At 62.1% G+C, this 14,372-nt stretch carries 13 protein-coding genes; 9 read left to right on the forward strand and 4 right to left on the reverse strand.

What is annotated here, in order from left to right; all coding sequences use genetic code 11:
* Window positions 1-79: 79 nt before the first annotated feature.
* The 3 genes from betI to betA are packed head-to-tail and all read left to right on the forward strand — an operon-like array spanning window position 80 to window position 3,831.
* Window positions 80-667 (forward strand): transcriptional regulator BetI, encoded by a 588-nt coding sequence (betI, locus tag LGL98_RS18390; RefSeq protein ID WP_136033247.1) that lies wholly within the window; start codon window positions 80-82, stop codon window positions 665-667.
* Between the two features lie 13 nt (window positions 668-680).
* A complete protein-coding gene (gene betB, locus LGL98_RS18395; RefSeq protein WP_136033249.1) occupies window positions 681-2,153 on the forward strand; it encodes a betaine-aldehyde dehydrogenase in 1,473 nt (490 codons plus the stop codon).
* A 13-nt stretch (window positions 2,154-2,166) separates the two neighbouring features.
* Window positions 2,167-3,831: a choline dehydrogenase gene (gene betA, locus LGL98_RS18400; RefSeq protein WP_136033250.1), complete on the forward strand. Its 1,665-nt coding sequence runs from the start codon at window positions 2,167-2,169 to the stop codon at window positions 3,829-3,831.
* A 120-nt stretch (window positions 3,832-3,951) separates the two neighbouring features.
* Here betA and LGL98_RS18405 read toward each other — a convergent pair whose 3' ends face one another.
* Window positions 3,952-4,647: a GNAT family N-acetyltransferase gene (locus tag LGL98_RS18405; protein ID WP_074386597.1), complete on the reverse strand. Its 696-nt coding sequence runs from the start codon at window positions 4,645-4,647 to the stop codon at window positions 3,952-3,954.
* 205 nt (window positions 4,648-4,852) lie between these two features.
* Here LGL98_RS18405 and LGL98_RS18410 point away from each other — a divergent pair, with 205 nt between their 5' ends.
* The 5 genes from LGL98_RS18410 (at window position 4,853) to LGL98_RS18430 (ending at window position 9,916) form a co-directional block, all read left to right on the forward strand.
* Window positions 4,853-6,421, forward strand: a complete 1,569-nt coding sequence (locus LGL98_RS18410; RefSeq protein ID WP_136033252.1) for an ABC transporter substrate-binding protein — start codon at window positions 4,853-4,855, stop codon at window positions 6,419-6,421.
* Window positions 6,422-6,540: 119 nt separating this feature from the next.
* Complete coding sequence (locus LGL98_RS18415; RefSeq protein WP_136033254.1) at window positions 6,541-7,563, forward strand: ABC transporter permease; 1,023 nt, start codon at window positions 6,541-6,543, stop codon at window positions 7,561-7,563.
* Window positions 7,563-8,396 (forward strand): ABC transporter permease, encoded by an 834-nt coding sequence (locus LGL98_RS18420; protein ID WP_136033256.1) that lies wholly within the window; start codon window positions 7,563-7,565, stop codon window positions 8,394-8,396. The genes LGL98_RS18415 and LGL98_RS18420 overlap by 1 nt, the downstream gene beginning before the upstream one ends.
* A complete protein-coding gene (locus LGL98_RS18425; RefSeq protein ID WP_021313381.1) occupies window positions 8,389-9,225 on the forward strand; it encodes an ABC transporter ATP-binding protein in 837 nt (278 codons plus the stop codon). Before LGL98_RS18420 ends, LGL98_RS18425 begins: the two co-directional genes overlap by 8 nt.
* Complete coding sequence (locus tag LGL98_RS18430; RefSeq protein WP_136033258.1) at window positions 9,212-9,916, forward strand: ABC transporter ATP-binding protein; 705 nt, start codon at window positions 9,212-9,214, stop codon at window positions 9,914-9,916. The genes LGL98_RS18425 and LGL98_RS18430 overlap by 14 nt, the downstream gene beginning before the upstream one ends.
* 688 nt (window positions 9,917-10,604) lie before the next feature.
* Here LGL98_RS18430 and LGL98_RS18435 read toward each other — a convergent pair.
* On the reverse strand, window positions 10,605-11,942 hold the full coding sequence (locus LGL98_RS18435; RefSeq protein ID WP_004183313.1) for an aspartate aminotransferase family protein: 1,338 nt from the start codon (window positions 11,940-11,942) through the stop codon (window positions 10,605-10,607).
* A gap of 180 nt (window positions 11,943-12,122) precedes the next feature.
* On the opposite strand from LGL98_RS18435, the gene LGL98_RS18440 reads away from it, so the two are divergent.
* Window positions 12,123-12,887 (forward strand): SDR family NAD(P)-dependent oxidoreductase, encoded by a 765-nt coding sequence (locus LGL98_RS18440; RefSeq protein ID WP_004176941.1) that lies wholly within the window; start codon window positions 12,123-12,125, stop codon window positions 12,885-12,887.
* 53 nt (window positions 12,888-12,940) lie between these two features.
* Here LGL98_RS18440 and LGL98_RS18445 read toward each other — a convergent pair whose 3' ends face one another.
* Together LGL98_RS18445 and LGL98_RS18450 are read right to left on the reverse strand one after the other, a co-directional pair.
* Window positions 12,941-13,702 carry an amino acid ABC transporter ATP-binding protein gene (locus LGL98_RS18445; protein WP_136033260.1) on the reverse strand — a complete coding sequence of 254 codons (762 nt, stop codon included), beginning with the start codon at window positions 13,700-13,702 and terminating at the stop codon, window positions 12,941-12,943.
* The gene (locus tag LGL98_RS18450; RefSeq protein WP_004885631.1) at window positions 13,695-14,360 is read right to left on the reverse strand and encodes an amino acid ABC transporter permease; all 666 of its coding nucleotides are present in this window, start codon (window positions 14,358-14,360) and stop codon (window positions 13,695-13,697) included. The genes LGL98_RS18445 and LGL98_RS18450 overlap by 8 nt, the downstream gene beginning before the upstream one ends.
* Window positions 14,361-14,372 lie beyond the last annotated feature (12 nt).

The following is a 14,372-nucleotide window of genomic DNA, read 5'->3' on the forward strand; positions in this document are numbered from 1 at the left end:
TTAAGACACATTTTATATTGAACGTCCAATCAAAAACCGCTTTAATAGTTAACCAACGCTGATGAATGGAGTGGCAAAAATGCCCAAACTGGGGATGCAGCCGATCCGGCGCAGGCAGCTGATCGACGCCACGCTGGACGCAATAAATGAAGTCGGAATGCACGACGCGACCATCGCACAGATTGCCCGGCGGGCGGGTGTATCGACGGGGATCATCAGTCACTATTTCAAAGACAAAAATGGTCTGCTGGAGGCGACCATGCGCGACATCACCAGCCAGCTGCGCGACGCGGTGCTCAACCGTTTGCACGCTCTGCCAGACGGCAGCGCCAGCCAGCGCCTGCAGGCGATTGTCGGCGGCAACTTTGATGAGACGCAGATCAGCAGCCCGGCGATGAAGGCCTGGCTGGCCTTCTGGGCCAGCAGCATGCACCAGCCGATGCTTTATCGGTTACAGCAGGTCAGCAGCCGTCGCCTGCTGTCGAACCTGGTGTACGAATTCCGCCGCGAGCTGCCGCGCGAGCAGGCGCAGGAGGCCGGCTACGGGCTGGCGGCGCTGATAGACGGCCTGTGGCTGCGGGCGGCGCTCAGCGGCAAACCGCTGGATAAGACGCTGGCGCAGTCGCTGACCAGCCACTTTATTCGTCAGCATTTACCGAACCCATAACCGAGGAGGCGTTATGTCCCGAATGGCAGAACAGCAGCTTTATATTAATGGTGGTTATACATCGGCCACCAGCGGTCGCACCTTCGAGACCATCAACCCTGCCACTGGCGAGGTGCTGGCGACCGTTCAGGCTGCCGGACGCGAGGATGTGGATCGCGCCGTTGAGAGCGCGCAGCGTGGGCAAAAAATCTGGGCGGCAATGACCGCCATGGAACGCTCGCGCATCCTGCGTCGCGCCGTCGACCTTCTGCGCCAGCGCAACGACGAGCTGGCGCGGCTGGAGACGCTGGATACCGGTAAACCCCTCAGCGAAACCGCCGCCGTCGATATCGTCACCGGCGCCGACGTGCTGGAGTATTACGCTGGCTTGATCCCGGCGCTGGAAGGCAGCCAGATCCCGCTGCGCGACAGTTCCTTCGTCTACACCCGTCGCGAACCGCTGGGGGTGGTGGCCGGGATCGGCGCGTGGAACTACCCGATCCAGATCGCGCTGTGGAAATCGGCGCCAGCGCTGGCCGCTGGCAATGCGATGATTTTCAAACCGAGCGAAGTCACCCCGCTGACCGCCCTCAAGCTGGCGGAAATTTACAGCGAAGCGGGCCTGCCGGACGGGGTGTTTAACGTCCTGCCAGGGATCGGCGCGGAAACCGGCCAGTATCTGACCGAGCATCCGGGCATCGCCAAAATTTCCTTCACCGGCGGTGTCGCCAGCGGCAAAAAAGTGATGGCCAACTCCGCAGCCTCGTCGCTGAAAGAGGTCACCATGGAGCTGGGCGGCAAATCGCCACTGATTATCGCCGACGATGCCGACCTCGACCTCGCCGCCGATATCGCCATGATGGCCAACTTTTACAGCTCCGGCCAGGTGTGCACCAACGGCACCCGGGTGTTTGTCCCGGCGCAACGGAAGGCGGAATTCGAGCACAAGATCCTCGAGCGGGTGGCCCGCATCCGCCCCGGCGATCTGTTTGCCGACGATACCAACTTCGGCCCGCTGGTCAGCTTCCCCCATCGCGACAACGTTCTGCGCTATATCGAGAGCGGCAAACGCGAAGGCGCCCGCCTGCTGTGCGGCGGCGAGGCGCTCAAAGGCGACGGTTTCGATAACGGCGCGTGGGTCGCCCCGACGGTGTTTACCGACTGTAGCGATGAGATGACCATCGTGCGCGAAGAGATCTTCGGCCCGGTGATGTCGATCCTCTGCTATGCCGACGAAGCGGAGGTCATTCGCCGCGCCAACGCCACCGAATACGGCCTCGCCGCCGGCGTGGTGACGCCCAGCCTCAACCGCGCTCACCGAATTATCCACCAGTTGGAAGCCGGCATCTGCTGGATCAACAGCTGGGGGGAATCCCCGGCGGAAATGCCGGTTGGCGGCTACAAGCACTCCGGCATTGGCCGCGAGAACGGCGTGATGACGCTGCAGAGTTACACCCAGGTGAAGTCCATCCAGGTTGAGATGGGTAAATTCCAGTCCATATTTTAACCGGGAGGTTTTTTTGCAATTTGACTACATCATTATTGGTGCCGGCTCCGCCGGCAACGTTCTGGCAACACGACTGACTGAAGATCCAAACACCACCGTCCTGCTGCTGGAAGCCGGCGGCCCGGACTACCGGTTCGATTTCCGCACCCAGATGCCCGCCGCGCTGGCTTATCCGCTGCAGGGCAAGCGCTACAACTGGGCCTACGAAACCGAACCTGAGCCACACATGAACCATCGCCGCATGGAGTGCGGACGCGGCAAAGGGCTGGGCGGCTCGTCGCTGATTAACGGCATGTGCTACATTCGCGGTAACGCGATGGATCTGGACAACTGGGCCAAAGAGCCGGGTCTGGAACACTGGAGCTATCTCGACTGCCTGCCCTACTATCGGAAAGCGGAAACCCGCGATATCGGGCCTAACGACTATCATGGCGGCGATGGCCCGGTGAGCGTGACGACGCCCAAGCCGGGCAATAATCCCCTCTTCGAGGCGATGGTTGAAGCCGGGGTGCAGGCGGGCTATCCGCGCACCGACGATCTCAATGGCTACCAGCAGGAAGGCTTTGGCCCGATGGACCGCACCGTGACGCCGCAGGGCCGTCGCGCCAGCACTGCCCGCGGCTATCTCGACCAGGCACGCGGTCGCCCGAACCTGACCATCCGCACCCATGCGCTGACCGATCACATTATTTTTGCCGGCAAGCGCGCGGTGGGCGTCGAGTGGCTGGAGGGAGAAAGCACGATCCCGTCAAAAGCGACGGCCAACAAAGAGGTGCTGCTGTGCGCCGGGGCGATTGCCTCGCCGCAGATCCTGCAGCGTTCCGGCGTCGGTAACCCCGAGCTGCTCAGGCAGTTCGATATCCCGCTGGTGCATGATCTGCCCGGCGTGGGTGAGAACCTGCAGGACCATCTGGAGATGTATCTGCAATATGAATGCAAACAGCCGGTGTCGCTCTACCCGGCGCTACAGTGGTGGAACCAGCCGAAGATCGGCGCCGAATGGCTGTTCGGCGGCACCGGCATCGGCGCCAGCAACCAGTTCGAAGCGGGCGGTTTTATCCGCAGTCGCGCAGAGTTCGCCTGGCCGAACATTCAGTACCACTTCCTGCCGGTGGCGATTAACTACAATGGCTCCAACGCGGTGAAAGAGCACGGCTTCCAGTGCCACGTCGGTTCAATGCGTTCGCCCAGCCGCGGCCACGTGCGCCTGAAGTCGCGCGATCCGCACGCCCACCCGGCGATCCTGTTTAACTATATGTCCCATGAGCAGGACTGGCAGGAGTTCCGCGATGCCATCCGCATTACCCGGGAGATCATGAACCAGCCGGCGCTGGACAAATATCGCGGACGCGAAATCAGTCCGGGAATAGAATGCCAGAGCGATGCCGAGCTGGATGAGTTTGTCCGCAACCACGCCGAGACCGCGTTCCACCCGTGCGGGACCTGTAAGATGGGTTACGACGAGATGGCGGTGGTCGATGGCGAGGGCCGCGTCCACGGTCTGCAAGGTTTGCGGGTGGTCGATGCCTCGATCATGCCGCAGATCATCACCGGCAACCTCAACGCCACCACCATTATGATTGGCGAGAAGATGGCTGACGCTATCCGTGGCCGCCAGCCGCTGCCGCGCAGCACCGCGACGTATTATGTCGCTGGCGACGCGCCGGTTCGCCGTTAACGGGTCAATGCCGGGCGGCGACTACGTCTTGCCCGGCCGACCCTGAGGCGATGTAACGTAGCCCCGGTAAGCACAGCGCGACCGGGGTGCCGTTCCGGGTTTTGACCCCATAGGTTGATGTTAGCGAAACGCCTCCAGGCGCTTAATCTGCTGACCATCGGCAGTAAAGTTCTCCGCCGCCAGCCACGCCCGCAGCGCCGCATCGCGCGCAGGCCACTCGCCGTCGATGATGGACAGCATATCGCTGTCGCGCGTCCGCCCTTTACGCACCAGCCTCTGCCGCAGACGTCCTTCCCAGCTAAAGCCCAGCCGCTCGGCGGCGCGGCGCGAGGCGACATTCATCGAATCGCATTTCCACTCCAGCCGACGATAGCCATGGTCAAAGCCGTTTTTGAGCAGCAGCCAGACCGCTTCGGTACCCAGCGGGGTGTTTTTCATCCGTCGCGACCAGGTGACATGGCCGATCTCAACCGTGCCCATTTCCCGCTCGATCGCCATATAGCTGACGAGGCCCACCGCCTGCTCGCTACGCAGGTCAATCACCGCATACGGCACCAGAGCATCATCATTCACCTTGCCCGCGATCCAGTGGGCGGTCGCCGCCACGCTCTCCGGCCGCGTAGACGCCAGCCACGTCCAGTCGCTGTTGTCGCCGAGCGCATAGGCGGCAAACAGATCCGCCGCATGACGGTCAACGTCCAGCGGCTCCAGTCGGCAAAAACGGCCGTTTAACGCCGTCCGCCGCAGCACTTGCGCCCCCTGCCAGCCTGGGACCAGGTCGTTCACCTGCTGGCCAAACTCATTGATTTCCGGCACACCCACCTCCTCGCAATAGACAATGCGTTATAGCAAGAAGCCCGCAGCGGAGAAAGGCGCTTCTGCGATCCCGGCAATAACCTGTCGTTCTTGAATATGCGTTTTTAGCATAAGGATATCCTTATTTTGACTTTACGCCTTTTGGCAAGCGGCCTAACGTAGCGAGGCATAAAACAATAAAATAACCATTCTTCAGGGATTGCTCATGACCAAAAAACTGTTGCCTTTACTGGTACTGACGGCGCTCTCCGCCGCCGCGCATGCCGCCACGCCGCCCAACACGCTGGTAGTCGCCCAGGGTCTCGACGATATCGTCAGCCTCGACCCGGCGGAAGCGAACGAACTCTCCAGCATCCAGACGGTCCCCAGCCTCTACCAGCGTCTGGTGCAGCCGGACCGCAACAACCCTGAAAAAATCGTACCGATCCTCGCCGAAAGCTGGCAGGCCGATCCGGTGGCGAAAACCCTGACCATTAAACTGAAGCCGGATGCCACATTCGCCTCCGGTAACCCGCTGCGCCCGGAAGATGTGATTTTCTCTTACACCCGCGCGGTGACGCTGAATAAATCGCCGGCGTTTATTCTCAACGTGCTCGGCTGGCAGCCGGACAACATCGCCAGCCAGCTGAAAAAGATTGATGACCATACCCTGACGCTGCACTGGACCGCCGACGTCAGCCCGGCGGTGGCGCTGAATATTCTCTCCACCCCTATCGCCTCCATTGTTGATGAAAAACAGGTGGCACCGAACGCGAAAAATAACGACTTCGGCAACGACTGGCTGAAGATGCACTCGGCGGGCAGCGGCGCCTATAAAATGCGCGTCTACCAGCCGCATCAGGCCATCGTGCTGGAGGCCAACGCCAGCTCCCCCACCGGCGCGCCGAAGATCAAGAGCATCATTATTAAAAACGTCCCCGACCCGGCTTCCCGCCGCCTGCTGATCCAGCAGGGCGATGCCGACGTGGCGCGCGATCTCGGCGCTGACCAGATTGCCGCCCTGCAGGATAAACCCGGCGTGAAGGTGCTGAGCATCCCGTCCGCCGAGCAGAACTATCTGGTGTTTAATACCGCCAACAGCGCCAACCCGCTGCTCAATAACCCGGCCTTCTGGGAGGCGGCGCGCTGGCTGGTCGATTATGAGGGCATCACCAAAAATCTGCTGAAAGGCCAGTACTTTATTCATCAAAGCTTCCTGCCGGCCGGTCTGCCGGGGGCGCTGGAGACCAATCCGTTCACCTTCGACCCGCAAAAAGCTAAGGCTATCCTCGATAAAGCGGGCATTAAGGATGCCCACTTCACCCTCGACGTGGAGAACAAACCGCCGTTTATCACCATCGCCCAATCGCTGCAGGCCAGCTTTGCCCAGGGCGGAGTGAAGGTGGATCTGCTACCCGCCGCCGGCAGCCAGGTCTATGCCCGGGTACGCGCGAAACAGCATCAGGCGGCGATCCGCCTGTGGATCCCGGACTACTTTGATGCCCACTCCAATGCCAGCGCCTTTGCCTGGAACGATGGTAAATCCAGCACCGTGGCCGGGCTCAACGGCTGGCAGATCCCTGAGCTGAATAAAGCCACCCTCGCCGCGGTGGCGGAGCCAGATCCGGCGAAGCGCCTCGGCCTGTACAAAACGATGCAGGAAACCCTGCTGCAGCATTCGCCGTACGTCTTTATTGACCAGGGAAAAACCCAGATCGTGGTGCGTGACAATGTGAAGGGCTATCAGCAGGGACTGAACGCCGACATGGTCTGGTACGATAACGTGACCAAGTAAGCGGGTTTTGTCACCGGGTACGGCGGCCTCGTCTGCCCGGATGACCGTTTCCTCACCCGGGCCCGGTCGGCGTCGCGCCGCCGGGTACAATACTGATATATCAGGAATTTCCATTTTCCATGCCATCGTTTTCCACTCACCTTACCCGCCTGCTGCAGGGGCTGTTTACGCTGCTGCTCACGCTGTTCGGGCTGTTGCTGGTCACCTTCTCGCTCTCCGCGCTGTCGCCCGTCGACCGCGTACTGCAGATCGTCGGCGACCATGCCAGTCAGTCGACCTACGACCAGGTTCGCCATCAGCTGGGTCTTGACCAGCCGCTGCCGGTGCAGTTCTGGCACTACCTGGTCAACCTGGCCCATGGCGATCTTGGCATCGCCAGCGCCACCGGCCAGCCGGTGCTCCATGACCTGCTGGCGGTCTTTCCAGCGACCCTTGAGCTGGCGACCCTGGCGCTGATCGTCGGCGCGGTACTGGGCATCGTCGCCGGGGTGCTGTGCGCCCGTTACGCCGGTTCGCCGTGGGATCTGGCGATGCGCACTTTTACCCTGTTGGGCAACTCGGTACCCATTTTCTGGCTCGGCCTGCTGATGCTGGCCCTGTTTTACGCCCGGCTGCAGTGGGCGCCGGGCCCGGGTCGCCTCGACGATATTTATCAGTACACCGTCGAGCCACGCAGCGGTTTTGCACTGATCGATACCTGGCTCTCCGGCGATACGGCGGCGTTTAAAAATGCGATCGGCCATCTGGTGCTGCCGGTGCTGCTGCTGGGCTATTACTCACTGGCGAGCATCACCCGCCTGACCCGCTCCGCCTGCCTGAGCGAGATGAACAAAGAGTACATTCTGCTGGCGCGGGCCAAAGGGGCCGGAGAGATGACGATTTTACTGCGCCACGTCCTGCCCAATATCCGCGGCACCCTGCTGACGGTGACCGCCCTCGCCTGGACCTCCATGCTCGAAGGGGCGGTGCTCACTGAAACCGTCTTCTCGTGGCCGGGGATCGGCCGTTACCTCACCACGGCGCTGTTCGCCGGGGATACCACGGCGATCATGGGCGGCACGCTGCTGATTGGCGTGAGCTTTGTGCTGATCAATAACCTGACCGACCTGCTGGTGCGGTTAACCGACCCGAGGGTGCGCTGATGCCGACTTATCTGTTTTTACGCCGTCTGCGCCGCTCACCCGCCGCCTTCAGCGGCCTGACCCTGGTGATCCTGCTGGTACTGACCGCGCTGTTCGCCCCGTGGCTGGCGCCGCACGATCCCAACTGGCAGGATGCCGCCGCTCGTCTGCAGGGGCCCGGGGCGGGATACTGGCTCGGCACCGACAGCTATGGCCGCGACCTGCTGTCGCGCCTGCTCTACGGCACCCGCCCGGCGCTGGGTCTGGTGGCGCTGGTGACCGCCATTACCCTGCCCGTCGGTCTGCTGGTAGGTATCCTCTCCGGTTACTATGGCGGGTGGCTGGAGAGGATACTGATGCGATTTACCGACGTGGTGATGTCGATGCCGCGCCTGATCCTCGCCTTCGCGTTCGTGGCGATGCTCGGCCCGGGGCTGGTCAACGGCGCGCTGGCGTTAGCCCTGACCACCTGGCCGGCCTACGCCCGTCAGGCGCGCAGCGAAATTCAGCGCTTGCGCCATAGCGACTACCTCGCCGCGGCGGAGATGCTGGGCATCCGCGGCGGGCGACTGCTGATCGGCCATATTCTGCCGCTGTGTCTGCCATCGGCGATTGTTCGGCTGGCGCTCGACCTGGCGGGTATTATCCTCGCCGCCGCCGGGCTCGGCTTTCTCGGCCTGGGCGCCCGCCCACCAATGGCGGAGTGGGGAGCGATGATTGCTGACGGGATGCAGGTGATTTTCGACCAGTGGTGGATCGCCGCCATCCCCGGCGCGGCGATCCTGCTTGCCAGCCTGGCGTTTAACCTGCTGGGCGATGGCCTGCGCGATATTCTGGAGCCGCAACATGACTGACATCCGACTGACCGTCCAGGGACTCGCCGTCGACTACCCCACCGCCCGGGTGGTGGACAACGTCAGCTTCACCCTCGGCAACGAGCGGCTGGCGCTGGTGGGCGAATCCGGCTCCGGCAAATCGATGACCGCCCGGGCGCTGATGGGCCTGGTGCGTAAGCCCGGGGTGGTGAGCGCCGAACGGCTGGAGGTGCTGGGGCGCGATGTGCTGACCCTCAGCGCCCGCGGCTGGCGCGCGCTGCGCGGCAACGATATCGCCATGGTGCTGCAGGACCCGCGCTATGCGCTGAATCCGGTGCAATCCATTCAGACGCAGCTGGAGGAGGCGTTAACCCTGCATCAGCGTCTCAGCCGCCGCGCGCGCGCCGAGGCGGTCAAAGACGCCATCGCCGCCGTCGGTCTGGATCTGCCGGTCCTCAGCCGCTATCCCGGCGAGCTCTCCGGCGGGATGGGACAGCGGGTGATGATCGCCCTCGCACTGCTCAATAACCCGAAGGTGCTGATAGCCGACGAGCCGACCTCGGCCCTCGACGCCCGCCTGCGCAACCAGATCCTCGAGCTGCTGGTGGAGCAGAGCGCGCAGCGGCAGATGGCCATGTTACTGATCAGCCACGATCTGCCGCTGGTGGCCGCGCATTGCGATCGCGTGCTGGTGATGTACCAGGGGAGACAGGTCGATGAGATGCCGGCGCGGGCGCTGCCGAGCGCGACGCACCCTTATACCCGCACCCTGTGGACCTGCCGGCCAAATGCGCACACCTACGGCCAGATGCTGCCGACCCTCGACAGAACCCAGGACTTTACGGAGACAGCCCATGGCGATCGTTAATCTTCAGGATTTGCAGGTAACATTCGGCGCGAAGACGGCGGTCTCTGCCGCCAGTTTTTATGTCGACGCCGGGGAAACCTTCAGTCTGATCGGCGCCTCGGGCTGCGGCAAATCGACGATTTTGCGCGTGCTCGCCGGATTACAGCGCGAATGGCGCGGCAGCGTGGAACTGCTCGGCCAGGCCATCGCGCCGGGCGCCCGCTTTCAGGGCGATCTGCGGCGCAACGTGCAGATGGTGTTTCAGGATCCGTATGCCTCGCTGCATCCCAACCATACCCTGTGGCGCACCCTGGCGGAGCCGCTGCAGATCCACGGCATCCGCGACGTTGCCTCGCGGGTGACCACCGCCCTTGAGCAGGTGGGTCTGGCCGCCGACGCCGTACGCCGCTATCCGCACCAGCTCTCCGGCGGCCAACGGCAGCGCGTGGCCATTGCTCGTGCCCTGCTGCTGCGCCCGCAGATCCTGCTGCTGGATGAGCCGACCTCGGCGCTGGATATGTCGGTGCAGGCGGAAATTCTCAATCTGCTTAATCGCCTGAAACAGGAGCACGGCATGACCTATCTGCTGGTCAGCCACGATGCCGACGTCATCGCTCATATGTCCGATCGGGCGGCGTTTATGGCGGAGGGCGTGATCCAGCGCTTTTTCAATCGCGACGCGCTGGTCAACGGAGAACACCGGATGAGCTGAGGTCAGCGGATGCGCGGTTGTTTTGTCGGGTGGCGCGTCGCTTACCCGACCTACGGTCCGTGCGGCCTGCCGTTAATTTACCCACTTGCGGCGACTGAAACTGCCGGTTTTCCCCCTCTCCCTGTGGGAGAGGGCCGGGGTGAGGGCAGCAGAGCGCACCGTGTCCCCGCTTCCCGATGCCTTAGTCCGATGCGCCGTTGTTTTGTCGGGTGGCGCTTCGCTTACCCGACCTACGATTCGTGCGGTCGGCCGTTGATTTATTCACCATTGTTGCTGAAACTGCCGGTGCTGGCGGCCTCAAAATCGCTGAGACGTTTCCGGAAGGCCGGGGCAGCCCGCATGGATGCGGGCTGAGGGCCGTGTTTTGCAGGGACGCTGCCTCGGCCCGACCCGAAGCCTGCAGGGAAAAGTCGAAGGTACCGCGCAGCGGCGATTTTGCTGGCCGGAGCCCGGGGGTACAGGGGGCGGCGGCGACTGGCCGCCCCCTGTGCGCTCCCTGCGCCATGAATGACATAACGCAGAAGAAATATTGGGAGCGCAATGTGCGCTGAAGCCACAGATAACATAAGGGACTCCCCGGCGGTGCTTCCCCTCACCCTGGCCCTCTCCCGAAGGGAGAGGGAACTGTCCGGCTGGCGTTTAGGCCCGTGCAAGCGCGCCGCCGGGCAACAGTATCCGGCCCCCTCCCCTACTTTGCCAGACTGGCAAAGCGAGCAAAGACCGCATCAAAAATCGCCAGCCCCTGCGCCACCTGCTCAGCAGTAATGGTGCACGGCGGCACCACGTGGATGCGGTTCTCCACCACAAAGGCCAGCAGCCCGGCTTCGGTCAGGGCCCCTTTGATCGCGGCCATGTCGGCGGCAGTCAGCGGCGTTTTTTGTTCACGGCTGCTCACCAGCTCCAGCGCCTGGAACAAGCCGCGCCCGCGCACCTCGCCGATAATGGCGTGCTTCTCCGCCAGCGCCTCGAGACCGGGGCGCAGCACCTCGTTGCCGATAGAGGCCGCGTTCTCAACCACCTTCTCCTCTTTCATCGCGTCGATGGTGGCGACAATCGCCGCCATCGCCAGCGGATGGCCGGAGTAGGTCAGCCCCCCGGCAAAAAAGTGGTCGTCAAAATAGCGGGCAATCGGCTCGCTAATCAGCACCCCGCCCGCCGGCACGTAGCCCGCGTTAACCCCTTTGGCAAAGGTCACCAGATCCGGCACCACGCCATCCTGTTCGAAGGCGAACCAGCTGCCGGTACGGCCAAAGCCGGCCATCACCTCATCGAGGATCAGCACGATGCCAAACTCGTCTGCCAGAGCGCGCACGCCCTGCATATAGCCTGCCGGCGGCACGAGGATCCCGGCGGTGCCGGGGATGGACTCCAGCAGGATCGCCGCAATAGCCGTCGGCCCCTCGCATTCAATGATCCGCCGCAGATGCGCCAGCGCGCGCTGGCACTCCTCTTCCTCGGTCGCGGCGTTGAACTCGCTGCGGTAAAGGTAGGGGTTGAAGAAGTGCACATGGCCGCGGGAGAACTCATTCGGCACCCGGCGCCAGTCGCCGGTGGCGGCAATCGCGCTGCCGGTGTTGCCATGATAGGAACGATAGGCCGACAGCACCTTATCGCGCCCGGTATAGAGCCGCGCCATGCGAATCGCGTTCTCATTGGCATCCGCCCCGGCATTGGTGAAGAACACCTTGCTGAAGCCCGCCGGCGCCAGGTCGACGATGCGCTTCGCTGCTTCGCCGCGGGCAAGGTTGGCGGTGGCGGGCGCGATGGTGACCAGGGTCTCCAGCTGCGCCTTCATGGCCGCCAGTACCCGAGGGTGCTGATAGCCAATGTTGACGTTCACCAACTGGCTGCTGAAATCGAGCCAGGTATTCCCTTCATAATCCCATAGCTCGCAGCCTTGCGCCCCGGCGATGACCAGCGGGTTGAGATTGCCCTGCATCGACCATGAATGAAACACATAGGCGCGATCCAATTGCCGAACTTCGTCATTGCTTACCGCGACCTCGTTGTGAATTGCCAGCTTCATACCCTGCCCTCTCTCATGTCGTAGTGGTTGGCTTCATCATTGGCCTTGGCTGCGCAAATCGGATAGAGCCAGTGCGCGCAAAACGATGTGACACGGTGTCACATCCCCGCCCGCCGTCTGGCCCTGTGCCTTGCCGCCCGGCGTTTTTATAGTGAAGGGACAACCGCACAGGAGAATGAGATGGCAACGAGCAACGTAGTGTTTATCACCGGGGCGACCTCGGGTTTTGGCGAAGCGGCAGCGCAGGTGTTTGCCGACGCGGGCTGGTCGCTGGTGCTGAGCGGGCGCCGCTATCCGCGACTGAAGGCCTTGCAGGACAGACTCGCCGCCAGGGTGCCGGTGCATATTATTGAGCTTGACGTTCGTGACAGCGAGGCGGTGGCTGCCGCCGTGGCGTCGCTGCCCGCCGATTTCGCCGATATCACCACCCTGATCAACAACGCCGGGCTGGCGCTGTCGCCGCTGCCGGCGCAGGAGGTGGCGCTGGAGGACTGGAAAACGATGATCGACACCAACGTCACCGGTCTGGTGACAGTCACCCACGCCCTGCTGCCGACGCTGATCCGCCATGGCGCCGGGGCGAGCATTATCAATATCGGCTCGATTGCCGGACAGTGGCCCTATCCCGGCAGCCATGTGTATGGCGCCAGCAAGGCCTTTGTGAAGCAGTTCAGCTATAACCTGCGCTGCGATCTGCTTGGCACTGGCGTGCGGGTCACCGATCTGGCGCCGGGGATTGCCGAGACCGAATTTACCCTGGTGCGCACTAAGGGCGACCAGGCGGCATCGGATAAGCTCTATCGCGGCACCACGCCGCTGAGCGCGCGCGATATCGCCGAGCAGATGTTTTATATCGCCACGCTGCCGGCGCATATGAACATTAACCGGGTGGAGGTGATGCCGGTGCGTCAGGCGTGGCAGCCGTTCGCTATCGACCGGGATTAAGCGAAACCCGACGCATCCCCTGCCGGCGATACCGGCAGGGGATGCAGGCCGGACTAACGGCTGCTTTGCAGAAACTGCCTGACGCGTTCGGAGTCAGGCTGAGTGAAGAACTTCTCCGGCGGCGCCTTCTCAATCAGCAGCCCCTTCTCCAGAAACACCACCTCGTTGGACACCTGGCGGGCAAAATCCATCTCGTGCGTCACCACCACCATGGTGTAGCCCTCGGCGGCGAGGGCTTTCATTACCCCCAACACCTCATTCACCAGCTCCGGATCCAGCGCCGAGGTCGGTTCATCGAAGAGAATAACTTCCGGCGACATCGCCAGCGAACGGGCGATCGCCACCCGCTGCTTCTGCCCGCCGGAGAGGGTGATCGGGTAAACATCGGCTTTGTGCGCCATGCCCACTTTCTCCAGCTGCTGCATGGCCATGGCCTTCGCCTCGTCCCGCTTCATGCCCTTAACGTGCAGCAGCGCCTCGCTGACGTTCTGCTGCACGGTCAGATGCGGCCACAGGTTAAAACTCTGAAAGACCATCCCCACCCGCTCGCGAATTTTGGCCAGCTGGCGGTGCGACATCGCCCGGCCGCGCTGTTCATCAATCCCCAGTCGCTGACCGCCGATATGAATTTCACCGCGGTCCGGCTGTTCCAGCCAGTTCATACAACGCAGCAGGGTGGATTTTCCCGACCCGGACGAGCCGAGAATACTCACCACGGTCCCCTTCTCCACCATCAGATTAATATCCCGCAGGACTTCCACATTATCGAACTGTTTGGAGACGTTTTTAACGCTTACGGCAATAGACTCAGGCATGGCTCATTCCTCTTTTGGCTCCCCAGGCGGTCAGGCGCTTAATCAACAGCTCCAGCAGAATGCTGATCGCCCAGTAAAGCCCAATAGCGACGATAAAGGCGTTAAACGGAATAAAATAGGTCGCCTGGACGCTGTTGGCGGCGGCGGTGATCTCCTGAACGGTAATAATGCTCAGGAAAGCGGTGTCCTTCAGGCAGATAATCAGCTGATTACCGATCAGCGGTAAGGCGGAAGAGACGATATTGGGTAAAATAATCCGCCGGAAAATGGCATAGCGAGAAAAGCCCTGAGCAATCGCCGCTTCAATATATCCGCCGGAAAATACCCGCCGCTGGCTGCGCAATATTTCAAAGAAATAGGCGCCATGATAAATAATCAGGGCCAGTAAACCGGCGGTCCACGGCTCCATGCTAATACCGAGCTGCGGCAGCCCGTAATACAGCAGATAGGCGAGGATCAAAAAAGGGATTGCACGCATCAGGCTGACAAAGCCTATGATAACCCGGTTAAGGACTTTCTTTTGATATTCACTCAAATAGCACAGCGCAATACCGATAATAAGGGCCGCCAGGGCGGCGGTAATAAACAGTTCGAGGGTCGCGAATAACCCGGCAATAAAGCTATCGCGTACCGACCAGATAACGCCCCACTGATTCATAATACCTCCCGT

This window comes from Klebsiella africana (assembly GCF_020526085.1).
Taxonomy (GTDB): Bacteria; Pseudomonadota; Gammaproteobacteria; order Enterobacterales; family Enterobacteriaceae; genus Klebsiella; species Klebsiella africana.